This is a genomic window from Candidatus Mycosynbacter amalyticus, from assembly GCF_025273655.1.
GTDB lineage: Bacteria > Patescibacteriota > Saccharimonadia > Saccharimonadales > Saccharimonadaceae > Mycosynbacter > Mycosynbacter amalyticus.
In genome coordinates this window covers 201,515-226,641 of sequence record NZ_CP045921.1, presented here as the reverse complement: position 1 = coordinate 226,641, position 25,127 = coordinate 201,515, and the positions used below count along the sequence as shown (strand labels likewise).

Here is a 25,127-nt window from a genome sequence, read left to right as displayed (position 1 = left end):
ATGCAAGACATTTCATCGTTTTTTCACTACGAGATTATGCTACACTAGACACATGATAGTCACGGTGGACACTGGAGGGACAAAAACGCTTATTTCTTCGTTTACGAAGGCAGGCAGAATCGGCAAACAGATCGTATATCCGACGCCGCATGATCCCATCAAATACGTCCAGCTTCTGCGTCAAGCACTCGAGAGCGAATATGCTGGCAAACCTGTTGATCTCATCGTGATAGCCCTCCCTGGTATCATCGACGACGGCATCGCTCGGTGGTGCCCGAACCTGGGCTGGAAAAACTTCGATGTCCGTGTTGCGCTTGGCTCTGTGCTAGACGGTGCGCCCATCCACGTTGAAAACGACGCCAACCTAGCTGGCCTAGCAGAAGCTCGCCTGCTCGATCCTATACCGGATTTTGCACTCTACGTCACCATCAGTACTGGTATCGGCACTGGCTTTATATCGCAGGGACATATCGATCCAGGCCTCGAGACAAGCGAGGGCGGTCATGCACTAGTAGAGTTCGACGGCCAAGTGCGCGAATGGGAGAGTTTTGCCAGCGGGCGTGCCATCAAAGAAACCTACGGCAAATTCGCGCGCGATATCAAACGCAAGGGCGACTGGAACCATATCGCCGATCGTATCAGCCGCGGCTTCCTGGCGGTCATCCCCATCTCTCAGCCGGATGTGATTATCTTTGGCGGTAGCGTTGGGACGTATTTTGATCGCTTCGCCACGCAACTGGCCGATCTACTCGATGAACAGCTCCCACCCCATATCACCCGCCCCACACTGCTACAGGCCCAACACCCAGAACATGCTGTCATTTACGGAGGTTACTACTATGCGCTCGATGTCCTCGCTGGTCGCAAAACTCGCAAATAACCATCCGGGTATAGCGTTCACAATCGGCAACACAGCCCGCTGGTCACGAGATGAGCAGACCGTATATCACAATCCTGGGGAGCCACATGCCGACTGGGTGCTGCTGCACGAAACAGCTCATGCACTGCTTGACCATAGTGACTACGCGCGCGATATCGAATTACTAGCACTAGAGCGCGAGGCGTGGGAGTACGCTTCGCACACACTTGCACCTGACTATGGTGTCTGTATTAACCCCGCATTCATCAACGAGCATCTCGATACATATCGCGACTGGCTCCATGCCAAAAGCACCTGTCCCGCCTGCCAAAGCAATGGCTACGAATCATCTCCGCAACAATACGCCTGTGTCCATTGTGGTGGCACCTGGCACACCAATACTGGTGTTGATCGAGAAATCCGGCGCTTTCAAACTGTCTAACCCACAAAAACACCCCCGCGAATCCGGGGTGTTTTTATATGTAGCTCTACTAACTAGGCTGCTTTTGCAGTCTCGCCAGCGTCTTTTTTGCGGCGACGTGAAATCTTACCGCCCTTTGCACCAGCGATACGCGCCAGTTCTGGATTAGCAGCGAAGCCACCAGTGCGGCCGATCTTGCCACCTTTGGCACCAATACGTGCATAGAAATCTTTACCGTGTTTTGCTTTGTTGGTTGCGGCCGCTTTTGTGCCACCTACTTTTGTTCCTGCCATCGCTGGTAGTTCTCCTCATAAAATAAAAGGTTTCCACATGCCACTTGGCAGGGAAACCCTCGCTTATACCTCACACATGATATGTGTATGAATTCAATATAACATAGCTTACGCTTTTTGTCAACATTTACAATAAGCACTTTTATTATGAAAAAACTATTGCACTTATGCATGTGGTGCGATACTATAGATATAAGTTCATATGAACTAACAGCGGCACCTGTTAGAATGTATACAAACACACATATACATTCCACCACAATTAAAATAACCCGTCTGCGAGGCGGGTTATTTTAATTGTGCATAAGCGAGCCATCCCTCAAGAACAAGGGAGCCTAGCAAAGGAGCCGCACAACGCGGCTCTCCTTGCATCCGGCAGTCCAAGAAGAACATTCGCTACTTGCGATATGCCACCACACCCGTCTGTGGAGTCCAGCGGATATAACCACCCTGAAAGTCTTGGCCTTTACCACCTGGAATATTGTATTCATCACTCGTCGGATAACCAAGCCACGAGACCTCCCAGCCTATTGCCGCCCAACCGTCACGGATCTTGCCTCCTATGCTATGCGCGCCAGATGCCGGCGACCAGTAGACAGACCCACCCTCAAACACATTGAAACGGCCTTTTCCATCTGGCGTCTTCGTCTCATCGCTCATGGGCTTACCCAAAAAGCCACCGTCGTAATTGTACTGGGCCCACTTTTTATAGATCTCGCCTACGACATACTTTTCACCGTACTGTGCAGATGAGTATATCGTTCCTTGTTGGAAGTTGTTATATTTCGATACGCCATCTTTGGCAGTTGCCTCGTCTGTTATTGGATAACCAAGCGGACCATTCTCCCAGCCCGTTGCCACCCACTTGACGTGAATTTTGTTCTGTACATAATGCGCACCTGTCGCAGCCGTCCAGTAAATCGATGAGACTGCTTCTGGGCTATTTGCCATCTTATTGAAATGGTTGAATTTACCCTTGCCATCTGGTGTCGCGGCCTCGTCTGTGACGGGTATCCCGGTCACACGGTGCCCACCAAGCTGAGTAAACAGCGTATAGATATTGCCATGCACTTCATGGACACCATAGCCCGCAGCATAATACGCCCGGCCATTTTGATAATTTTGGAAGTACACTTCGCCGTCTCGCTGTATGCCACCTATTGGAGCACCAAGCACTTGGCGAAACACAGCATCACTCTGATAGCGCTTGTCGATTTCGTTTTGGTACTGCGCAGATGCAGCTTGCACCTGTGACTGCCCGCCCAATGCGTGCGACGGTGTCGACGCCAGGATACCGACCGACAATGTCGCGACTGTTGCCACAGCCATGACAGCATACGGTACTTTAGATTTTGTGGTTGTCAGTACACTGGTGTTCATACACTACCTCCTTACATGAAACTTTAGAGCCTCATATACCTCACCGTACCATGTGAAAAATTGCCTGGCAACTTACCTACTGATCGTGAAACATCTCGAGTCAACTAGCAGGAACATTTCACGCACCTCAGTGAAATACGAAGTTTTTTAGCCATTGACTGTTGTATTTATAGCATATCCACTGCATGAGTCACAAAAGAAAAAGACCACCCTATTAGGATGGTCTTTTTATAATTCGGCACCGTGCTAGTTTCCCACTTACGCAGTATAATCGCCGCTGATGAGCTTAACTTCTGTGTTCGGAATGGGAACAGGTGTTTCCTCACCGCCATGGGCACCGAAGTAAGGCCGTTTCTGCTCGGGACACTTTGCGCTGATACACTATCAGTGGGTCCAAGTCTTATGAAAGAGCCTCGCTTCGATGTCCTTAGAACGGACACGAATGCTTGTTTAGAAATGTGCGAGTCTTTTGATTGACTATTGGTGTGCTCCACACCAATTACTAGTTAAGTCTACCTCATCACCTCTGTTATTGCAAGCAATAACAGTTGGTGATAAGGACATAAAAAGGCAATGGGACTATTAGTATGCTTCAGCTCCATGTATTACTACACTTCCACCTTGCACCTATCAAACAGATAGTCTATCTGTGTCCTCATAGGGAAACCTAATCTTGAAGTTGGCTTCGCGCTTAATATGCTTTCAGCGCTTATCCATTCCGAACATAGCTACTGGACAATGCAGCAGGTGGCCACAATCCATACACCAGAGGTTCGTCCGCCCCGGTCCTCTCGTACTAGGGGTAGATCTTCTCAAGTTTCCTAACGTCCATACCGGATATAAACCGAACTGTCTCACGACGTTCTGAACCCAGCTCGCGTACCACTTTAATCGGCGAACAGCCGAACCCTTGGAAGGTGCTCCCCCTCCAGGATGTGATGAGCCGACATCGAGGTGCCAAACAGCGCCGTCTATGTGAACTATTGGGCGCTATAAGCCTGTTATCCCCAGGGTAACTTTTATCCGTTTGCGCTGTCGATCCCACATTCATGTACAAATGTACGTACAGCGGATCACTTGCTCCTACTTTCGTATCTGATTGGAATGTACTCCTCACAGTCAAGCTGGCTTTTGCGCATGCACTATCACAACGATTTCCATCCGTTGCTAGCCAACCTTTGAACGCCTCCGCTACTCTTTAGGAGGCAACCGCCCCAGTTAAACTACCCACCATACACGGTCCGGTAACCGGATAACGGTCACCGTGAGATCAAGATCACAACAAGGGTGGTATTTCACCTGCGACTCCACAAACACTGGCGTATCTGCTTCAAAGTCTCCCACCTATGCTACACATGTTGTAACCCGGATCAATGTAAAGCTGTAGTAAAGCTCCATGGGGTCTTCTCGTCCTGGTACGGACAGACGGCATCTTTACCGCCAATGCACTTTCACCGAGGCCTTCGCTGAGACAGTGCCCACATGATTACTCCATTCGTGCGGGTCAGAACTTACCTGACAAGGAATTTCGCTACCTTAGGACGGTTATAGTTACCGCCGCCGTTCACCGGGGCTTCAGTTCCTAGCGTGAACCAGTCCCCTTAACCTTCCGGCACCGGGCAGGAGTCAGCCCCTATACATCCACTTTCGTGTTAGCAGAGACCTGTGTTTTTGATAAACAGTTCCGTGGGCTCTTTTGCTGCGGCCCCCACATCGTTAGATACGAAGGTATTCGCGTTCAAAAAGCTTTAGACTCCATGCTTACGCATGCTTTCATATTGCTTCTGTCTCAGAAAAAATCTCACAAAATAAATTTTGCGATGGTTATTAAAAAGGATTTTTCGACGAATAATTCAACGACTTGCGCCATTAAACTATCGCGTACTCATGCGATATCGTTACTATCGCCCTTTAACCTGTTAACTCTTGCTGAGTGAACGTGACATACAATTCCTATCCACCGAAGTGGGGGCAGACCTTATCCCGAAGTTACGGTCGCTTGTTTGCCGAGTTCCTTAGCGAAGGGTCTCTCGTAAGCCTGAGTCTACTCGACTCGAGCACCTGTGTTGGTTTGCGGTACGGGCGGCTAAGTCCACGCGTACACCTGCTTTTCTAGCCAGGTCTTTCGCCAAAATCGTAAGTCCGAAGACTCACTTTCACTCCCTTTGCGTTCCCGCTCGGTTGGACGGATACATACCATGAATCCGCTTCGACTACTTACCCGTGAACAGTGTACAAAACTTAACCGGTTCAGGAATATTAACCTGATGTCCATCGCCTACGCTCTGCGCCTCGGCTTAGGCCCGACTAACCCTGAGATGATTACCATGGCTCAGGAAACCTTGCTCTTACGGCCGACAGGATTCTCACCTGTCTTATGGTTACTCATTCCAGCATTCTCACTTCCTACCGCTCCACCAGACTTTCCAATCTGACTTCACCGCTGATAGGAACGCTCCTCTACCACTGCACGATAAATCGTACAATCCATGTCTTCGGTATTACACTTTAGCCCCGTTACATTTTCCACGCAAGATCTCTTGACGAGTGAGCTGTTACGCACTCTTTAAATGAATGGCTGCTTCTAAGCCAACATCCTCGCTGTTTAAGAAATCTCACCTTGTTTCCCACTGAGTGTAAATTTAGGGACCTTAGACGATGGTCTGGGCTGTTTCCCTTTTGAGCACCGATCTTAGCACCGATGTTCTGACTGCCGAGGTTACACACATAGTATTCGTAGTTTGTTAAGGGTGGGTACCGTTGCCAGCCCCAGTCCTTGACAGAGCTCTACCCCTATGTGCTACTAACTCGACGCTAGCCCTAAAGCTATTTCGAGGAGAACCAGCTATCTCCGAGTTCGATTGGCATTTCACCGCTAACCACAGGTCATCCAAACGCTTTGCTGCGCGTCCTGGTTCGGCCCTTCACTACCTGTTACAGTAGCTTCAGCCTGCCCATGGTTAGGTCACCCGGTTTCGGGTCTAATTCCGTGTACTAATTCGCCCTATTCAGGCTCGCTTTCACTGTGGCTCCGTCACTAGACTTAACCTTGCACACGAAATTAACTCGCTGGATCGTTCTACAAAAAGCACGCCGTCACCCCGAAGGGCTCCGACTCCTTGTAGGCACACAATTTCAGGATCTATTTCACTCCCCTCCCGGGGTTCTTTTCACCTTTCCATCGCTGTACTAGTTCACTATCGATCGTATATTATATTTAGCCTTGGGTGGTGGTCCATCCAGATTCAGACAGGGTTTCTCGTGCCCCGCCCTACTCGATAAAACACGTATAAGGTCCGCGTCGTTTTCGCATACACGACTTTCACGTTCTTTGGTTAGTCATTCAAACTATTCCGCTAACCACGCAGTTTTCTTACCTTATCCAGACGATGATAGTCGCTGGTCGCAAATCAGATTACTGAAACGAATTTCAGTGCTCTGACTTGGTCTCGTGTGATATCACAACCCCTCATAAGTATTCGTCTATCAACTTATTCACATGCGAACACATGAAAACTTAAAAGGTTTGGGCTCTACCGATTTCGCTCGCCACTACTTTCGGTATCGTTATTTACTTTCTTTTCCTCATCCTACTAAGATGTTTCAGTTCAGATGGTTCCCGCCAACTACCCTATGTATTCAGGTAGAGGTGACATGACATGACTCATGCCGGGTTTCCCCATTCGGACATCCCCGGATCAAAGCTTGATGACAGCTCCCCGAGGCTTATCGCAGCCTTCCACGTCCTTCTTCGGTAATATACGTCTAGGCATCCATTGTGTGCCCTTGAGTACCTTTTTATGCATTGACTTAACTAGTAATTGCTACAGAGCAAAAACTAAGCCGTCAATCTATAAAAACTCTAATTTCTTCTGTAAATTGTTAACGTCCCTGCACTGTCACACTTTGAGAGCACACTTTAGTTCAACACATATCGTGGTGGACTACCTGTTTGCGCTCAAAACTCTTCCAGAAAGCAGCTTTCTGATATTACCACTTCGCCTCGCAATTTGTAAAGTGGTAAATGTTGTAGTTTGTACTCGCTGTAGATACGTAGTACGAAGTGTTTTCACACCGCCAGAGGTTCCTTAGAACATTCGCTTCACTGCTACTAACTATAGCGTGTACGGCGTTTTTTTGCAATAGGTTTTTTGGGCAGTTTTTTGAGTTTTCGCCGACTTAGCATCATCACGAGAAACGAAGCGTTGAAGATCGCGAGAATCGCAGGGTATAGGGTCGTCTCGATAGCATAGTTACCGATCAGTAATAGCGACAGCGCATACTTGAGCATATTCATCACAAACGGTGTCATAATCTCATCGTAGGGCTTACGCCATGCGCGCTCAAACGTCGGCAGGAATCCAAACAGATACGCAAGCGTCGCAAATGCTGTCGTTACCTGATCGCTAGCTGTCGCCCAGAGAACCAACACGCCGACAGCCGCAAGACTACTCAATATGTCGATCGGATGGATGTTTTTGTGCCCATAATGCCACGCCATACCGGCGAGTATATAGTTACCTCCAGCCGCCACGATTGTCACCACTGCGCCCAAGCCTGCACCATGCTTAAGTTGTAGATATGCTACGCAGGTACTGAGAATTGCCCAGATAAGCCAGGTTGCCGTCCGCGGTCGCAGCGCGCGACGCATCGTTTCGAAGCCATACACAATATATCCATACAGAGAGATCAGGATGATAAGACTAGTAAGAAAAAACTCGAGCATACTATATTTATTTTAATTGATCGTGCTCAAGATTATAGCACAGCACCAAGGCCATTTGTTTGATCTAACCATCCGCGCAGGTTCTTAGCTCCATGAGGATTTTGCCAAGGTTATTCTTGCCATGTCGCGATCCCACTGGAGACACACCCCAAAAATTGTCACCCCAATCATTCCCCTCGTAAATATCTTCATCTCCAGTCTCTTTTAAAAGAGACTGTATTTCTGGATTAGCCTGCAACTTGCGAGCTACCACTCGCTTCATCAATGCAATCTTCGCCGTCTCGTCACTCACGAGGAGCGATGCTCCTCGATCTATATACCAATACGCCCTCTCTTTTGCCGCACGACCATTACCGACAACTGAGCTTTCGTCGGTTGCCCTCGCGTTCGCTACGTGCAGTTGAACGACAGGGTCTCGAAATCGAGCAGACATATAAGCATGCTCGGACGTAGGTACTAATACACCACAGTCAGCTCGTATCCATTCTGTTAGTGGGTACATATTGCTAAACGGAAAATACTTTCCTCGAAATTTTTCTACGGCCATCATCTTCGAGTATAGTATACAATTTGTGCAAGGTAACATATGAAATACACCCCTAGAGAATGGTGGGCGATGAGGGACTTGAACCTCCGACCTCGTCATTATCAGTGACGCGCTCTAACCAGCTGAGCTAATCGCCCACACTTCTCTAGGGGTGTGGATATAAATTCTGGTGGAGTGTTCCAGACCGAAGCCTGGTTCACCCCATATGGGAAGGTGCGCTATCAATCATCGACATCGATGATTGACCAAGATTTAGGCCCATCCTGGGGATGGGCACAAATCTTGGTGGAGCGTCGGGGACTCGAACCCCGGACCCCCTGCTTGCAAAGCAGGTGCTCTAGCCAACTGAGCTAACGCCCCAAAATGTAAACATCTTCCGCCTTCTCACCTCTGTAGGTTCGTCGACAGACTTAGTCCATTTTAGCGTAGATTTTCATGATTTGCAAGAGTATACTGGTGACATGGGATATGAATTCAACTTTAGTTGGGCATTCGCAGGGCTCGGCATCATGATCGTGGCCACCCTTGTACTGCGCTTTCACCAACCGATTGCTAACGCTATGGGCGGTGGTATGGCAGATTACGAGCGTTATAAGCTCTACTCGCTGATTGCTATCGTAGTAGGGTTCCTTACAATGATCAATATCGTACCACTTATCCTACACTTAGTGTTAGGGTCACTCTTCGGTGGTATCAGTGGTGGTGCCGATACGCCGCCCCCTGTTGTCGAAGAATAATCACAACTCGCACTACTAGAGTATGCTAGGTGAGTCCTGAGCATCCTCTCACCCCTGTCCAACCAAAAACTACCCTCCATTAAGGAAGGTAGTTTTCGTATTAACAATCTGGTTGTGCAAATCATCAAGCAGTCTATATAGGTTTTTTGTTGAACTTTGTCTTGTCTTCTCTAAATGAGAAGATACTTATTGTGTAAGCTCAGCACAATAACAAGACCGACCTAGCTCTACTGTTGATTGCTCGAACAGCAGGCATAGTTTCTCCCTAGAAAGGAGGTAATCCATCCGCACCTTCCGGTACGGATACCTTGTTACGACTTAACCCCAATCATGCCCCCCACCTTAGGCCGACGAATCGGACTTCGGGTGTTGGTCACTTTCATGGCTTGACGGGCGGTGTGTACAAGACCCGGGAACGTATTCACCGCAGTTTGCTGACCTGCGATTACTAGCGATTCCGACTTCATGGAGGCGAGTTTCAGCCTCCAATCCGAACTGGGACAAGCTTTGATGCGATTTGCTTCACCTCGCGGCTTCGCTGCGCATTGTACTTGCCATTGTATCACGTTTCTAGCCCAGGATGTAAGAGTAATACTGACCTGACATCATCCCCTCCTTCCTCCCCGTTACCGGGGCAGTCTGAATAGAAAAATACAACTATTCACAAGGGTTGCGCTCGTTGATGGACTTAACCAAACATCTCACGACACGAGCTGACGACGGCCATGCAACATCTGTCACCGAGTTCAATAAAGCACTCAACCCTTTCGGGTTAATTCTCGGGATGTCAAACCCTGGTAAGGTTCTTCGTTTATCATCGAATTAAAGAACATGATCCACCGCTTGTGCGGGTCCCCGTCAATTCCTTTATGTTTTAGTCTTGCGACCGTACTCCACAGGCGGGATACTTAACGCGTTAGCTTCGCTACTGAAGGGGTCGATACCTCCAACAGCTAGTATCCATCGTTTACGGCGTGGACTACCCGGGTATCTAATCCGGTTCGCTCCCCACGCTTTCGTGCCTTAGCGTCAGAAATGGTCCAGTAATCTGCCTACGCCATTGGTGTTCCTTCTAATATCTACGGATTTCACTCCTACACTAGAAATTCCAATTACCTCTACCATTCTCGAGTTAGTGAGTTCGAATAATAGTCTGAATGGTTGAGCCACCAGGTTTCACTATTCGCTTTACTAACCGCCTACGCAACTCTTTACGCCCAGTCACTCCGGATAATGCTTGCACCCTACGTATGACCGCGGCTGCTGGCACGTAGTTAGCCGGTGCTTATTCATAAGTTACCGTCATATTCTTCACTTATAAAAGAAGTTTACGACCCGAGGGCCTTCATCCTTCACGCGGCGTTGCTCCATCAGGCTTTCGCCCATTGTGGAAGATTCCTCACTGCTGCCTCCCGTAGGAGTCTGGACCGTGTCTCAGTTCCAGTCTGGCTGATCATCCTCTCAGACCAGCTATAGATCGTAGGCTTGGTAGGCCATTACCCTACCAACTACCTAATCTAACGCGGGCCGCTCCCAAAGCGGATAAATCCTTTAATCCGAAGACCATATGCGGTATTAGACACCGTTTCCGATGCTTATCCCTCACTTTGGGGCACGTTCCCACGCGTTACTCAGCCGTCCGCCGCTCGCCGCCAGGTAGTAAACTACCCGCGCTGCCGCTCGACTTGCATGTGTTAGGCACGCCGCCAGCATTCATCCTGAGCCAGGATCAAACTCTCCATAAAATGTATTGGAAAATCCAATACCTAGCTACTATACATAATTAACTGACGATGATTTGCACAACCTAATTGTTAATGAACATTCTAAATCTGCTCGCTTCGCTCCACAAAACCAAATTGTTTTTGTCGCTTACGTGAGGCCTTTCGTTTCCGAGTACCCCGCTCACGACCAGACTGATACTTAGCTTACCGCACAAACAGGGTTGGCGTCAATAGTTTTCTTGCATTAAATCGTAGCCAAAAAGACAATGTACCCGACAGCCACGCCCACTAGTGCCCCTATCAGTACTTCAGTCGGTTGGTGACCACGCACGACTTTTGGCGCAGCGATGACGCTCTTCAACTCTGTTATCAGTGCCTTCAGCGCTTCGCCTTGAGCACCACTTGAACGGCGCACCATCATGGCATCGTACATCACAATCACCGACACCATAACCGCTAATCCGAATAATCCACTGTTAAATCCGTCCCGAAGACCGATGACGGTCGTAATAGCGATCATCGTTGCGCTATGCGCACTCGGCATTCCACCCGAGATATATAGCTGGCGCCAATCTGTCAGCTTACCTGTTCGCACAATACTCGTGACATATTTGGCGCCTTGTGCCGCCAGCCATGCCAGGAGTATTGCGAGCAGATACGGGGACATATTACTCTTCTTCCACCTCTGGTTTTTCGCTAATCAAGCCGATTGAAGACACGCTGTCGCCATCCGCAAGACGCATGATTGTCACGCCTTGTGTAGTGCGACCAAGCAACTTAATATCACCAAGTGCCAGTCGAATCGTCTGACCATTCTTCGAGATAAGAATCGCTTCGGTTGCTTCCGGATCGATCGTCTGCACCGAGATGATTGGACCAGTCTTGGCCGTAACTACCGCCGCTTTAATACCAACCCCACCACGCTTATGGCTCGGGAAATGCTCGGCTTTCGTCTTCTTACCAAAGCCTTTTTCACTGATCACCAGGAGCGTTTGTTCCGCATCAGTCACTACATCCATCCCCACAACCCAGTCGTTTGGTCGCAGACGTGCACCCCGCACACCGCGAGCCGATCGCCCCATTGGTCGCGCGTCAGATTCATTGAAGCGAATCGCCTGGCCAGCCGAGGTCGATATGATAACATCGTTCTCACCTGTCGTCTTTTTGATCCAGCGTAGTTCATCACCGTCATCAAGCTTAATTGCGATCAGACCATTGGTGCGAATATTGGCATAATCCTTCAGTGGCGTCTTCTTAACGGTACCTTTCACGGTTGCCATAAAGAGATAGCCTTCGTCTTTTGCGTCCTTCTCGTGTTTGATGATCGAGGTGATCTTCTCCTCGGGCTGCAGCTGTAGTAGATTGACCGCTGCCACACCTTTAGCCGCAAGTCCCGCCGCTGGCACTTCGTACGCCTTGAGACGGAACACGCGACCCTTGTTCGTAAAGAACAGTAAGAAGTCATGCGTACTCGCCGGTACTAGCTGATGAATGATATCTTCTTCCTTCGTCGTCATACCGCGTTTACCCTTACCGCCGCGGTTTTGCTTGCGATAATCGCTTGCGAGTGTACGTTTGATGTAATTCTCGCCCGTCAGGAGGATTACCGATTCTTCTTCTGGAATCAGCTCTTCATCACTAAATTTGCCAAGCTCGTGATTGATTATCTGCGAGCGACGCTCATCATCATATTTATCTTTCATCTCGAGCAGCTCAGTTTTGATGATTTTGAGAATTTCCTTCTCATCAGCCAAAATACCTTCAAGCTTTGCGATGAGCACCAATAGCTCGTTGAGTTCATTTTCAATTGCTTCACGCTCAAGACCTGTGAGACGACGCAGCTGCATTGCTAGGATTGCCTTCGCTTGGATTTCGCTCAGCTTAAACTTAGCTATGAGCGCTTTTTCGGCCTCATCCTGTGTCTTGCTTGCACGAATTGTCTTGATTACTTCGTCGATATGATCTAGTGCAATCTTGTACCCTTCGAGGATATGCGCGCGCTCTTTGGCTTTACGTAACTCAAACTCTGTTCGACGTCGTACTACTTTCTGACGATGCTTGATGAATTCCTGCAGCATCTCCTGCAAGCCAAGAATACGCGGCTGAATACCATCCACCAGCGAAAGCATGTTGAAATTGAAGCTAGTCTGAAGTGATGTCAGTTTAAACAGCTGGTTGAGCACCTTCTTGGGATACGCGTCTTTCTTAAGTTCGATCACGATACGTACCTTGCCGCGCGAGCTTTCGTCGCGTAGATCGGCAAGTGCAAGCTTCTTCTCTTTGTAAAGCTCGCCAATCTTCTCAATCAGCGTTGCTTTGTTGACGGCATATGGGATCTCTGTCACTACGATCTGGTGACGTCCCTTTTTCGTCTCTTCAATTGCCGCGACTGCACGCACTGTCACACTGCCACGACCGGTCATGTAGGCCTGTTTCATCGAAGCTCCACCATACACAATCGCACCGGTTGGGAAATCGGGACCTTTGACATGTTTCAAAAGATCATCGATGGTTGCTGATTCGTTATCGATCAACTCCACCGAGGCGTCGACAAGTTCGCCGAGGTTGTGTGGTGGAATGTTGGTCGCCATACCGACCGCAATACCAATCTGTCCGTTGAGCAAGAGATTCGGTATCTTCGCCGGGAGCACCGCTGGTTCTTGCTCGGAGCCATCGAAGTTTGGTCGGAAATCAACCGTGTCTTTGTTGATATCGACAAGCATCTCCTCGGCGATGCGTGTCATCTTGGCCTCCGTGTAACGATATGCAGCAGCAGGGTCGCCGTCCATTGAGCCGAAATTTCCCTGGCCATTCACAAGTGGCAAACGAAGTGCCCATGGCTGTGCGAGACGCACCATCGAGTCATAGATCGACGTATCACCGTGCGGGTGGTACTTACCAATCACGTCACCGACAACACGAGCCGACTTGACGAATTTGCCGCCGCTACGCCAGCCATTGTCTTCCATCGAGTACAATATGCGGCGATGTACTGGCTTGAGACCATCGCGCACATCTGGCAATGCTCGCTCGATAATCACACTCATCGAATAGCGGAAGAAACTCTCTTCCATTACCTTTTCGAGTGAACGACGCTCTACACCGGCTACTTCTTCATATTGTTCGCCAGGCATGTCTGCTGCGTCTTGTGGCATTGTTGTATCTTTGTCATCATTCATAATTATATATCCAACTCCTCTATATCAGCTTCGCGCGCCCGGTTTTGAATAAAACTCTTCCTAAGAGATACTTCGTCACCCATCAATTTTGTAAAAATTGCATCGGCTGACTCAGCGTCCTCGACACGGACTTGTGTCAGAACGCGATTCTCCGGACTCATGGTTGTCTCCCATAGCTGTTCCGCATCCATCTCGCCAAGTCCCTTGAAGCGCGAGACTGTCACGCCGGCTTGTTTCATGCGGTCGTCTTCCGGGTTGATAGTTGTACCGCGCGCCCTGCGGTCTTCGATCAGCTTATCAACCTCTTGGTCAAGCTCCTCGGGCTCATATACGTAAGTCTTGTTTTGACCCTTGTTGATACTATACAGCGGCGGTTTCGCAAGATAGACATAGCCACCCTCGACAACCTCACGCATATAGCGGAAAAAGAACGTCAGGAGCAGTGTCGCGATATGGCTACCGTCTACATCGGCATCTGTCATGATAATAATCTTATGGTACCGGAGCCCATTGATATCAAACTGCTCACCAATCCCCACACCAAACGCCTGGATCATAGCTACAATCTCTTTGTTAGCAAACATCTTATCAAGGCGCGCACGTTCGGTGTTAAGTACTTTACCGCGAAGTGGCAAGATAGCTTGCGTCTTACTGTCACGGCCTTCTTTTGCACTACCGGCCGCGGAGTTACCCTCTACAATATATATTTCGCTATCTGCAGGACTCTTGCTTGAGCAATCCCATAGCTTGCCCGGAAGCCCCATGCCGTCGAGTGCACCTTTGCGCAGCACGTTGTCACGAGCCGCACGAGCAGCCTTGCGCGCACGAGCCGCAAGCAGCGCTTTGTTGACGATCTTCTTGGCAACATCTGGATTTTCTTCCAGATAATAGCTGAAGTATTCGTTCATTACCTGCTCGACATAACGACGCACCTCTGGATTTCCCAGCTTATTTTTGGTCTGGCCTTCGAACTGCGGATCTGGCAACTTAACAAGGATGATAGCCGTCAGGCCCTCGCGGATATCATCACCGCTCAGGTTTTCTTCTTTTTCTTTGAGGAGGCTGTTTTTTCGCGCATATTCATTGATCACGCGTGTCAGTGCTGCGCGAAAACCGACAAGGTGCGTGCCACCATCTGGCGTCAGCACGTTGTTGGCAAATGGCTTCACTGTTTCGACAAAGCTGTCGTTGTACTGCACCGCCACTTCGACACCGGAATCTTCTACCTGCCTCTCGACGTAGAAGACGTTGTCGCTCACCACTTCTTTACCGATATTGAGATGCTTCACGTAGCTCTGAATACCACCCTCGAAGTAAAATGCCTGTCGCTCTTTGGTGCGCTCGTCATACACGGAGGTGTAGACACCTTTCGTGAGATACGACTGGTGACGCAGATAGTTCACTACCCATTTATAGTCGAACGTCACGGTCTCTTTAAAAATAGTTGGATCCGGGTAAAACGTCACCGTTGTACCAGTTGGGCGATCGGTCTTGCCCATTTTTTTGAGCGGCTGAACAGTTGCGCCCTGCGCAAATTCTATCTGATAGAGCTGTCCGTTCTGGACTACTTCCGCCACAAGCTTGGTCGAAAGCGCATTAACTACGCTCGAACCTACACCGTGTAGACCAGAAGAAACTTTATAGCCGCCGCCGCCGAACTTACCGCCAGCGTGCAGCACAGTCAGAACGGTTTCAAGAGTACTGAGCCCTGTTTTGGCATGCTTATCCACTGGAATACCGCGTCCGTCATCAGTAATAGTAATACCCCCATCTTCAAGAATACGTACGTCGACACGCGACGCGAATCCGGCAATCGCCTCGTCGATAGAGTTATCGGCAATTTCTTTGATAAGATGATGCACACCATCGTAGCCGGTGCTACCAATATACATACCCGGACGCTTACGAACCGGTTCGAGGCCCTCTAGTACCTGAATCTGTGACCCATCATATGAGCCATCTGCTTTTTGTTTAGCCATTTTCCCTCACTTGTTCCTATCGTAGCAGCTATTTACAACTCTTCCAGTATACCGGATAACTATTGTTCACTCAAGTGATTGCACTGAACATATTTCTTATGCTAAAATGACTAGTAGTTGAAAAGGGTTATCTGGATGGGCACACAAACATGTTTCGAAAATTAGTCGCAGGTCTCTCGTATAGCCCGAGTTTGGTGGGTGAGCTCAGTGCATACGATCGTCGTCTCAAACGAGAGGTTTTTTTACGAAAGCTCGGTCTTATTGCCGCAGTACTTGCGGTTGGCGTACAGGCCTTCGTCTTGCTCTATCCGCCCGAATCTGCCAATCCCACTAGCGAGAACGATCTAGTGTATGGAGGTATTACAGCTCCGTCCGAACTATTGGCAGCCTACGACACAAACGCACAGAACCTACGCGACATCTACAGCAGTATCGGCATCAGTCGCCACGACCTTGCCTCCCTCCACAGCCAAACCATCCGCTCAGATACCTCGTTGTACGTAGTAAGCCGCACCCCCCTCTTCGGCTCTCAAGACGGTGTTAGTACATATCCGTACTCAAAAGCCGCTGGCGGCCAGGGTATCGTCTACTTCACGCCCTTGTCACTCTACGACAACGATAGCTTTAGTCGCCAACATGGCAGCACATATCCTGCACTTACTGCAGTCTCTGATACGTTTGGGGAATTTGCAGTTCTGACTGGATCGGGAAATCTTGTCGTTCATAAGCTGCCGAACGGTACGCAGGCAAATGAGAGCCAGATTACCTACAGTAAGACAGCGATCAACGCAACCCAGTCTCAGCCAGCCAACCGCACAACCGCCCAGCCTTCGGATCGTATTGTATATCAGCTCACCGCTCAAAACACCGGAGATACGGCGATAGACGTGGCGATAGAGGATAGACTCGGTGACGTACTCGAATATGCGACACTGACCGATAACGGTGGTGGTGCGCTCGACACCGCGACAAATGTGCTCGTATGGCCTGCTGCTCAGCTTGTGCCAGGCCAAAAAATTTCAAAACAGTTCACTGTTCGTGTCGCAGCGGCCATTCCGGCCACAGGGCGTGGCGACAGTAACCCCGCCTCATATGACTGCCTGATCACCAATTCACTCGACAACACGCTCAATGTACCAGTTGCATGCCCGGCGGCCAAGCAAGTCGAAGTCATTGCTCGCCAACTTCCCCCAGTAGCTGCTAGCACTTCCCTTGCCACAGGTGTCACAGTGGTGACAATCGCGCTCTTTTTCTACGCACGCGCTCGACAACAGCGAGAAGAACTACGCCTTATCCGTCACGACCTTAACACAGGAGCACTTTCATGAAAAAGCAACTAACCTCAACCGGCTCACCTCGACAAGCTTCACCTTCGTCGCGCGCAGCACAGTCTTTTGCCACCACTATGCACCAAGCTCGCACACATATGCGCAGACCGGCTCGGGCATGGAGTCATCTCATCCACTGGCGCCCCCTCGATATCGCCAGCAATGCTCTCGGCATCACAGTTGCACGACCAAACGCCATTCTCTATGGCTCAGTTGTATCTATCTGCGTGACCCTGAGTATGTATCTCATCGCCAAGCATTACGGCTACACTCTCTCTGGCTCTGAATCCCTTGTCGCATTTGCGATAGGCTGGGTCATTGGCATCGTAATTGATTATACGCACCTACTCATCACAGGTGGTCGTAAAAGATAGTAACCCTCCCGAAAAGTAGCGTCTAGATAGTCCCAGTTGCTGTAGTCTTACTAGCGAATTTTGACCGAGACCTCACCATCGCCTCCCTGGCGAGGCTGCAGTGCCTGTGGTGATGCCGTCTGGGCTGCTGGCTGTTGAGGTAGTGCAGTGGCAGAGGACGTAGCGAATGGATTCTGAACACTCTGGACCGGCGGGTAACCGGCAGGTGGCACCGACGTCGGGATGGACTGAGTTTGCGACAAGAACTGGCCAGGCTGCCCCGACTGAACAAATGGCTGCAAAGGAGGATATGCCGCAGTAGGCTGCACGGCGGGCTGCGGTGGTGCTTGTATCACAGCAGACTGCATTGGCTGAGTCTGGAGCGGTGACGGCTGCACTGGTACACCCGCTGGAGGGACTTGGCCCGGTTGCCGAATTACCCCAGGACGGCCTGCCCCCGCTTGTTGCCGCTTCGCAAGCCACTCATCAAGGAACGAACCTCCGCCCGGCTTAGCGCCACCGGGAGCTCCTATCCTATTGCCGGTACCTGGTGCAACGCCCATGGCAGGTTTTGGCTGTGTTGTGATACGTTTTGAAATAGCCGCCTCCACTTCTGCTCGAGGGCGTCCGTGTTTTGTAGCCGACAGCTTCTTCATTGCGTCAGCCAGCTTATCATTTGACTTGGCGAGTGGCGGTGTAAACGACATGCTAAACGGCGCCGATGGCGTATTATTGATCATCACACTTGCAATACCCTGAAAGTTCGGCATTTTTGTCAGATCATCAATCGTGAACACAGGCTCAAACTTCTTCACCAGCAGCTCTGCATCGGTCACACCTATACGTCCCGACACCACCGTACCAACGTTACCGATGATCGCTTCACGAATTTTATCAGTAAGCTGTGTCATGAACTGATTAGCCATGATCAAACTAAGGTGATACTTCCTAGCCTCAGACAAAATCGACTCGAAACTCTCGGTCATGAAGTTCTGGAACTCGTCCACATACAGACTGAAGTCTTCACGTTGATCTTCGGGTATATCTGCACGCGCCATGGCTGCTGCCTGAAACTTCATCACGAAGATAATACCGAGTAGCTTTGAGTTGAGCTCACCCATCTTACCCTTTGACAAGTTGACGATGAGGATCTTCTTGTTGTCCATAATATCGCGCAGATTGAAGCCAGATTTAGTCTGACCGATGATATTACGCATCGCATCGTTGCTGATAAACGGACCGAACTTTGAAGCCACCCAACTCACTAGCTCGCCCGCCTCACTTGATTTTTGCGACGACGGCCATTCTTTGGTCCAAAATTCTAGCACTGTCGGATCAGTAACGTACTTGAGCTTACTCTTCATAAACTCGGCATCGACGAGTAGTTTCGGTATGTCAATAAACGTCCCGCCCTCCGGGTCACTCATCAGCAGCAGCGCGGCATTACGGAAAATATGCTCGAGACGCGGCCCCACAATACCTGTATGCCCCGGATCGTACAGTCCATAGAGCATGTTAATCGCTTCCTGTACCAAGAAGTCCTTCTGATCCGGCGTATTGAACTCAAACATATTCAGGCCAATCGGGTTATCCATATCAGCCGGATTAAAATAGATAACGTCTTCGACACGCTCTTTTGGTACCGCACCCATCAAAATCTCCGCCGAATCTCCGTGCGGATCGATAAACGCAAAGCCTTTGCCGTCCATCATGTCCTGATAGGCAAGGTTCTCAAGGAACTTCGACTTACCAGTACCCGTCTGGCCAATCATATACAAGTGGCGGCGGCGGTCATTAGTACTCAAGCGAATAGGCTTTTTCACACCGCGAAATTCGTTGTAGCCAATCAAGAAGCCTTCTTCCATAATCTCCGTCGGACCATCGACTTGCTTGCTCAGCTGACGCTTCACCTGCGCCGTAGGAATATTCTTTTGATCCGGCAGATGGAAAAGTGTTGCGAGTTCTACAGTGTTGAGAATATTACGACGGAGACTTTGCGGAAAAAACCGAAATATATATGAGGTCACAAGCTCATCGACATTACGAGTTGGCGTAAACACAAAACCATTGTTGGTCGGTGAATCAAACAGTGAATAAGCAGCTACAATATTCTTTAGTAGCGTCTGAGATCGAGTAGCCGTAGATGAAGATACAACAACCCTAATCAGCATCTCGTAACCTGGATACCGCATCTTCTCCTCTATTGCCTCAATGCCCTGCTGCTCGCTTGTTGTGAGCTGGCGATCGATATTTTTCTCATCACTATGGTCATCGGCGGATGGCGGCTTCCATAGCGCACCGGCAATATCTTTCACAGCTGCTCCGCCACCAAAACCTCCGTGCTTACCAGCCGCACGATCCTTCTTGACGCGCTCAACCGTGCGCTGAGAGTTCTTAGTCCAACCCTCACTGGCAGGCCGCATCAGTATCTGAATCCCTACACCATCTTCGCGCCCAATTGTCGACAGTGCGTTTAAGATGGCGCGCGAGGCATCTCGCTTCGTCTCCTGGTAAGTAGCTATCGGATAGACATACTCTTTCTTCAGGGAGAACTCGCCACCAATCACTGAGCTGGCGTGCGTATCCTTCGTAAATATATTGTGCTCTTCAACCTCCTCGAGACGAGCCGAGGGATATGCTGCGATAACCGCCTGCCGCACCACATCTACCAATACAATCGGAACTACCGCGTAATAATAGATAAGGCCTTCTTTGGCAACAATTTCGAACGAGACATGGCGCTGCCCGTACATGCGATGCTTAAAGCCACGCTGAGCCGTACTCGCAATGATGTTATACATTACCTGAGCCTGAGACAAAAGTTCATCTGTTACTTCACGCTCATCGCGGCCACCGCGTTCCAAATCCTCACTAGTCGGCGGTAGGTGTATCAACATTGGAACCATCTTGAGTCCACGCTCGTAGTTTTTGGCTTCGCGCATCATCCCCTGATAAATCGTGTAGCAGACAACGACTACTACACCGGCGATCACGAGTATAGCAAATACCCCGATGATTGCCCCTAACATATTTCAACCGCTCCTTTAGTCATCACTTGCACCAATCTGGCGCCCGTAACGTTTTGCTAGATAATCGCGCTGTAATTCACCAATCGCTTTTTCACGAGCGTAGGGATTATCTTTTGTTTGGATAATCACCTGCTTCGCCCGATCCACCCATTCTTTTTCGATCACATCGTCGTCGTTTGCGGCAATCGGATTTGCCGTACTTGGGTCTGGCGCAGGTATTGCCACCGGTGTTTGCGGGACAGGCGGCAATGGCATCGCAGGCATTGGAACTGCTGCGGGTGGCGGTGGAGCCAACTCAACAGCGCTACGCTGTTCTACGCGCTCAGGAGAAGCGCTTGGAAATGTCTCGGGAGATGCAAAGTTTGGCGGAACATCATACGATTCCACCTGTGGCACTGGTTGCTGTTCGTACGAACGTGGACCCGGCGATAACTCTGGCTGCATACCTGTTAGTATATCACAACCATAAGCGAAAAATTGGCGTTTTTATGACGTTTGACGCGATACGTAGAGACACCCGAGTGCCAGAAGCGCCAACACCAAGAAAAGCTGCACAGCACCAGCCTGCCCTACTGAGCGCAGACTCACCAAAATGACTGGTCCGAGTGCCAAAATCGACGCATAATAATATGCTTTGCGCAAACTTAGCTGCTGACCCGCGTGACCAGTGCGGTCACTGTAGAAAACGTGCAGCATGAGTTTATATGTCCAAAAAACAAAAAAAGTCAGTACGACGACTGACACAATATACGAAAGTAAAAATACCGCAAGCACCCCAGTGGCACCCGCCTCGACAGGAGACGTAGTATTGAGAACGTAGCCAAGCGCTACAGCGGCTATGACACCGATTACCACAAGAATTTTAGAAAGCATACAGGTAGTATACAGGATACCAAGGGTGTCTGAGTAGTAGCCTGTATGGAAAATGGCCGACAACCACCGCTAAAAGTAAATGAAAGGGCGGGCGATCCAGATTCCGACTACCACTCGAGACGACTGACCGCTCAGGAAAGTTCCCGAGCATATTTGCTTATGTACTGCGGTTTATATAGTACGTTCCTCGCTTTGTACCCGGTAGTTGCTTGTCTATGCTAAACAAGGTTTTACCAGGTACAAGGCTGTACCAGTACTATATACGTCAGTACATGCGCTCAACATCAAAGATTTGACGGAGCTTACAGGCAGCCCCATGAGTGCAAGATGCAGGCATAGAGACCGCCAGTTACTTCGTCAAATCACACCAGAGTTTTGATGTTACTTGTGAGAAAAAGATGCCAAATTGTTAAGGGTTTTTGTGCTTTTTATGTTTGTAAAAGCTTAGATTCACTGTAGCAAATTACTTATGGTTTGTCAATACTCCGTGCATCATATTTCGTTGTGGTAAATAAACTATTTGTTCAATTTGTGATAATAACAGATATATTTTTGTATGTTGATTTTTTATCTACATATTTATATTTACAACATTTATGATTTGTATGCGCTTGATATTGCACCAATCACCACCAAGACACATACTATATAGTATGAACATCGCCGCCATCGAAGCACAAGAAGACGTTCGGCAAGCTACCGAGGTGCTCGCATATCTGGAGACCCACGACGTCCGCGAACCCGCCATTGCGGCAGGCTGGACACGCACACTCATCGCAGGCGGTGCAACTGCCGATATCGACATCTCCTACGTCGGCCAGGTACACTACCGCGACGCTCAGCAAATTCTGCGCGAAGCGCTCGATATCGTGCATCCTGCGAATCAAGCGATGTGGGATATCGAAGGCATATGGAATGCCGAGCTTGTCTACGGAGTCCACCATACCGTCGACAACTTCCTTCTCTACTACCTCAACAGCATCGATTCGGTCTATCTCGCCAGCGACGGACGCCTCCATGACCCTACCAACTTCGGCTTTCAAGACGCTACCACTAGGACACTCCGTATGAATATGTACGATATTGCAGATGGTCGCACGCCCACCGCCAGCGAACATGTAAATGCCTGCCTAGAAAACTGCCGCCGTATGGCAAAATTTGACTGGCAACCAACTGCAGAATCCGCCGCGCGCATCGCAGCTGGCGTACAGTACTGGCCACAGCTTTCTGTCACAGAAGTAGAGTACTTCACGCGTAAACTTGCCACCAAATACTCCCCTGCTGAACGCCCACAGGCGCGCTCAATATACGCAGAGTTTGGCTGGGATTTTATTTTCGACCTTTAACTTACGTACATGGTGGCTCATTGGTCACGATATGCACCATATATGGCTTTTCCACACGGTAAAAAACTTTGTCAAAAAAACTCTCACAAAATCATTGACACAAGCGCTTTGGCATCATATTATAGGGGTAGCTTCTGAATAAAAAACTTGTGCAGGAGCCAAAAACAAACAGCACACTCTAAAAACTCCACACTCCGAAACGACCGTTCCTCGCAGGCGGTCGTTTCACTTATCTACGAGCTGTCACAAACAAAAATCCTCCCGTAGCGGGAGGTTCTTTTTCTATATGGTGGAGCTGCGGGGTACTGCCCCCCGGTCCGAAAGGTAACATGGTATTCGTCTACAAGCTTAGGCTAGATTGATTCGTTTTATAACACAGCCTAACTCAAAATCTAGTCGGAAAGATTAGTCAGCGTTACGTGGCAAAAGTCCCGCGCATAGGCCACTTCCCTATACGCAGCGAGCGACATAAATATAACACTCGAGATTTGCGATGTCACCTAGCAAATTCGAACGCCTGCGTTTAGTTACGCAAGAACGCGTGCAGGTGCAAATGCCGAAGCAAATACGTTCTGAACGCGAGCAAAATTATCTTTTGCAATTAAAAATGTACTGTAACGTGTACGGTCGACTTGCAAAATACCCTGTTAAGTTCCTATCGTCGAAAGCTATGTCAGCCCCAAACCAATACTTGCAGTATACCAGATTTACCAAGCTTATGCTATGCTGAAAAGCACATATGGTAGCCAAGGTCACATGCGTCGCCCCAGTAGGGTTTAGTGGGTCACTCGTTGAGGTAGAGTGTGACTCCAAGCGCGGCCTCCCCGCCCTGCAGATCGTTGGCATGGGCAACAAAGCCATCGACGAAGCCAAAGAGCGCGTTCGCAGTGCCGTCAGCAACTCACTCCTCCAGTTTCCAGATAGCAAAATCACCATCAATCTCGCACCAGCAGAGCTACCAAAAGACGGCTCGCACTACGACCTGGCCATCGCCGTAGCAATTCTCACTATCAGTGGTCAACTCAAGCAGTCCCAGGTAAATGAAAGTGTGTTCATCGGTGAACTGGCGCTAGATGGCTCGATACGCCCGGTGCGCGGCATTATAAACGCCGTTGAGTGTGCCGCTGTGCACAAGTTCACTCGTATTTTCATACCAGAGGCAAATCTAGAGCAGGCCCTCTTGGTAGATGGTATCGACATCATCCCCGTAAGAGATCTTAAGCAGCTGTTTCTCCATCTCAAACAAGAGCTTGTCGTCACTCCCGCCACATCTTCGGTTACGGAAACCGCCCATACTACATCCCCTACCTACGCTATTGATGCCATCAGCGGTCAAGAGCAAGCCAAGCGAGCGCTCGTGATTGCCGTGGCTGGTCGCCATAATATCCTCCTCAACGGACCGCCAGGCTCCGGCAAAACGCTCCTGGCGCGCACGATGACAAGCCTCTTGCCTGCGCTCACGCCGCGCGAGCGTATCGCCGTCACCAAGCTTCATAGCCTCTCCGGCGAAGCTACCGAGGAAATCGTGTCCACTAGACCATTCCGTGCCCCGCATCATACCGCTAGTCGTAGTGCGCTTATCGGTGGTGGTACAAGGCCGAAGCCGGGCGAAATTAGCCTGGCGCACCACGGCGTACTTTTTCTAGACGAAATCCCAGAGTATCCTCGTTCAGTACTAGAGGCACTCCGTCAGCCGCTCGAAGATCGCCAGGTATCAATTGACCGCGCCCAGGGACACCTCACGTATCCGGCCGACTTCATGATGGTCGCCACTATGAACCCCTGCCCGTGCGGATTCTACGGCGATGACAGCAAAGAGTGTACCTGCAGCCTCCAGCAAATCGGTGGGTATCAAAAGCGCCTATCTGGACCACTCCTAGATCGCATCGACCTCACTCTCACTGTTCCCCGCGTACCCACCGAGCAATTTCTCGCCCATACGCCTACGCACTTTCCACAACATGCTAGTGCTTTGGAATCGATCACAAAAGCCACTTCTCGCCAAAACCACAGATACAAGCGTAGTGACAAATACAACTCTTCACTCTCCAGCCATAACATTGTTGTTGCGACACAACTCACCACAGCCGCCGCCAGCGTGCTCAACCGCGCCAACAAATCACTCAACCTCAGCGCGCGTAGCTATTTCAAGACCATCAAAGTCGCCCGCACTATTGCCGACCTATCCGACTCCGATACGATCGAACCCACTCATGTTGCCGAGGCCTTGCAGTATCGCCAGTCATTCACCTAAACAGCCTTGCATCCACCACTGAAATCTGGTAGTATGGTATTCGAGTAATTTCGACTACTCGCTAACAATCGACAAGGAGATGAGCGATTAACAAATCAG

The 25,127-nt window shown here is 49.7% G+C and carries 17 protein-coding genes, 2 tRNA genes, 3 rRNA genes and 1 other RNA gene; 7 read left to right on the top strand and 16 right to left on the bottom strand.

Annotated elements, in window-relative coordinates; translation table 11 throughout:
- Positions 1-52 precede the first annotated feature (52 nt).
- Positions 53-880, top strand: a complete 828-nt coding sequence (locus tag GII36_RS01235) for an ROK family protein (RefSeq protein ID WP_260763827.1) — start codon at positions 53-55, stop codon at positions 878-880.
- Positions 849-1,301, top strand: a complete 453-nt coding sequence (locus GII36_RS01230; RefSeq protein ID WP_260763825.1) for a hypothetical protein — start codon at positions 849-851, stop codon at positions 1,299-1,301. The genes GII36_RS01235 and GII36_RS01230 overlap by 32 nt, the downstream gene beginning before the upstream one ends.
- A 53-nt stretch (positions 1,302-1,354) precedes the next feature.
- Here the strand turns inward: GII36_RS01230 and GII36_RS01225 are convergent, their stop codons facing one another.
- From GII36_RS01225 to GII36_RS01190, 8 genes are all read right to left on the bottom strand, one after another.
- Positions 1,355-1,573, bottom strand: a complete 219-nt coding sequence (locus GII36_RS01225; protein WP_260763823.1) for a con-10 family general stress protein — start codon at positions 1,571-1,573, stop codon at positions 1,355-1,357.
- A 396-nt stretch (positions 1,574-1,969) separates the two neighbouring features.
- Positions 1,970-2,953, bottom strand: coding sequence for an LGFP repeat-containing protein (locus GII36_RS01220; RefSeq protein WP_260763821.1), 984 nt, complete (start codon positions 2,951-2,953; stop codon positions 1,970-1,972).
- Positions 2,954-3,186: 233 nt separating this feature from the next.
- Positions 3,187-3,295 (bottom strand): 5S ribosomal RNA (rrf, locus tag GII36_RS01215).
- Positions 3,296-3,514: 219 nt separating this feature from the next.
- Positions 3,515-6,754, bottom strand: a 23S ribosomal RNA gene (locus GII36_RS01210).
- A gap of 310 nt (positions 6,755-7,064) precedes the next feature.
- Positions 7,065-7,679, bottom strand: a complete 615-nt coding sequence (locus tag GII36_RS01205) for a hypothetical protein (protein ID WP_260763819.1) — start codon at positions 7,677-7,679, stop codon at positions 7,065-7,067.
- Positions 7,680-7,743: 64 nt separating this feature from the next.
- The gene (locus GII36_RS01200) at positions 7,744-8,229 is read right to left on the bottom strand and encodes an NADAR family protein (RefSeq protein WP_260763818.1); all 486 of its coding nucleotides are present in this window, start codon (positions 8,227-8,229) and stop codon (positions 7,744-7,746) included.
- Between the two features lie 57 nt (positions 8,230-8,286).
- Positions 8,287-8,363 (bottom strand) — tRNA-Ile (locus tag GII36_RS01195).
- Between the two features lie 146 nt (positions 8,364-8,509).
- Positions 8,510-8,586 (bottom strand) — tRNA-Ala (locus tag GII36_RS01190).
- Between the two features lie 101 nt (positions 8,587-8,687).
- Here GII36_RS01190 and GII36_RS01185 point away from each other — a divergent pair.
- Entirely contained in the window at positions 8,688-8,963 is a 276-nt protein-coding gene (locus GII36_RS01185) for a hypothetical protein (protein ID WP_260763816.1), read from the top strand.
- A gap of 269 nt (positions 8,964-9,232) precedes the next feature.
- Here GII36_RS01185 and GII36_RS01180 read toward each other — a convergent pair.
- The 4 genes from GII36_RS01180 to gyrB all read right to left on the bottom strand — a co-directional run bounded on the left by GII36_RS01180 (position 9,233) and on the right by gyrB (position 15,845).
- Positions 9,233-10,708 (bottom strand): 16S ribosomal RNA (locus GII36_RS01180).
- 223 nt (positions 10,709-10,931) lie between these two features.
- Complete coding sequence (locus tag GII36_RS01175; protein ID WP_260763814.1) at positions 10,932-11,354, bottom strand: divergent PAP2 family protein; 423 nt, start codon at positions 11,352-11,354, stop codon at positions 10,932-10,934.
- 1 nt (position 11,355) lies between these two features.
- Positions 11,356-13,866 carry a DNA gyrase subunit A gene (gyrA, locus tag GII36_RS01170; protein WP_313900708.1) on the bottom strand — a complete coding sequence of 837 codons (2,511 nt, stop codon included), beginning with the start codon at positions 13,864-13,866 and terminating at the stop codon, positions 11,356-11,358.
- 2 nt (positions 13,867-13,868) lie between these two features.
- The gene (gyrB, locus tag GII36_RS01165; RefSeq protein ID WP_260763812.1) at positions 13,869-15,845 is read right to left on the bottom strand and encodes a DNA topoisomerase (ATP-hydrolyzing) subunit B; all 1,977 of its coding nucleotides are present in this window, start codon (positions 15,843-15,845) and stop codon (positions 13,869-13,871) included.
- A 149-nt stretch (positions 15,846-15,994) separates the two neighbouring features.
- Between gyrB and GII36_RS01160 the strand changes: the two genes are divergently transcribed.
- Entirely contained in the window at positions 15,995-17,173 is a 1,179-nt protein-coding gene (locus GII36_RS01160) for a hypothetical protein (RefSeq protein ID WP_260763810.1), read from the top strand.
- The gene (locus tag GII36_RS01155; RefSeq protein WP_260763808.1) at positions 17,170-17,547 is read left to right on the top strand and encodes a hypothetical protein; all 378 of its coding nucleotides are present in this window, start codon (positions 17,170-17,172) and stop codon (positions 17,545-17,547) included. Before GII36_RS01160 ends, GII36_RS01155 begins: the two co-directional genes overlap by 4 nt.
- 50 nt (positions 17,548-17,597) lie before the next feature.
- On the opposite strand, the gene GII36_RS01150 is transcribed toward GII36_RS01155, so the two are convergent.
- Genes GII36_RS01150 through GII36_RS01140 form a run of 3 tightly spaced genes read right to left on the bottom strand, consistent with a single transcriptional unit; the run spans position 17,598 to position 21,428 of the window.
- Positions 17,598-20,555, bottom strand: a complete 2,958-nt coding sequence (locus tag GII36_RS01150; RefSeq protein WP_260763807.1) for a DUF8128 domain-containing protein — start codon at positions 20,553-20,555, stop codon at positions 17,598-17,600.
- A gap of 15 nt (positions 20,556-20,570) precedes the next feature.
- Positions 20,571-20,999, bottom strand: a complete 429-nt coding sequence (locus GII36_RS01145; protein ID WP_260763805.1) for a hypothetical protein — start codon at positions 20,997-20,999, stop codon at positions 20,571-20,573.
- A gap of 42 nt (positions 21,000-21,041) precedes the next feature.
- A complete protein-coding gene (locus GII36_RS01140; protein ID WP_260763803.1) occupies positions 21,042-21,428 on the bottom strand; it encodes a hypothetical protein in 387 nt (128 codons plus the stop codon).
- A gap of 653 nt (positions 21,429-22,081) precedes the next feature.
- On the opposite strand from GII36_RS01140, the gene GII36_RS01135 reads away from it, so the two are divergent.
- On the top strand, positions 22,082-22,774 hold the full coding sequence (locus tag GII36_RS01135) for a hypothetical protein (protein ID WP_260763801.1): 693 nt from the start codon (positions 22,082-22,084) through the stop codon (positions 22,772-22,774).
- Between the two features lie 287 nt (positions 22,775-23,061).
- Here GII36_RS01135 and ssrA read toward each other — a convergent pair.
- Positions 23,062-23,455: a transfer-messenger RNA gene (ssrA, locus tag GII36_RS01130) on the bottom strand.
- A 58-nt stretch (positions 23,456-23,513) separates the two neighbouring features.
- Here ssrA and GII36_RS01125 point away from each other — a divergent pair.
- Positions 23,514-25,028 (top strand): YifB family Mg chelatase-like AAA ATPase, encoded by a 1,515-nt coding sequence (locus tag GII36_RS01125; RefSeq protein WP_260763799.1) that lies wholly within the window; start codon positions 23,514-23,516, stop codon positions 25,026-25,028.
- The last annotated feature ends 99 nt before the right edge of the window (positions 25,029-25,127 follow it).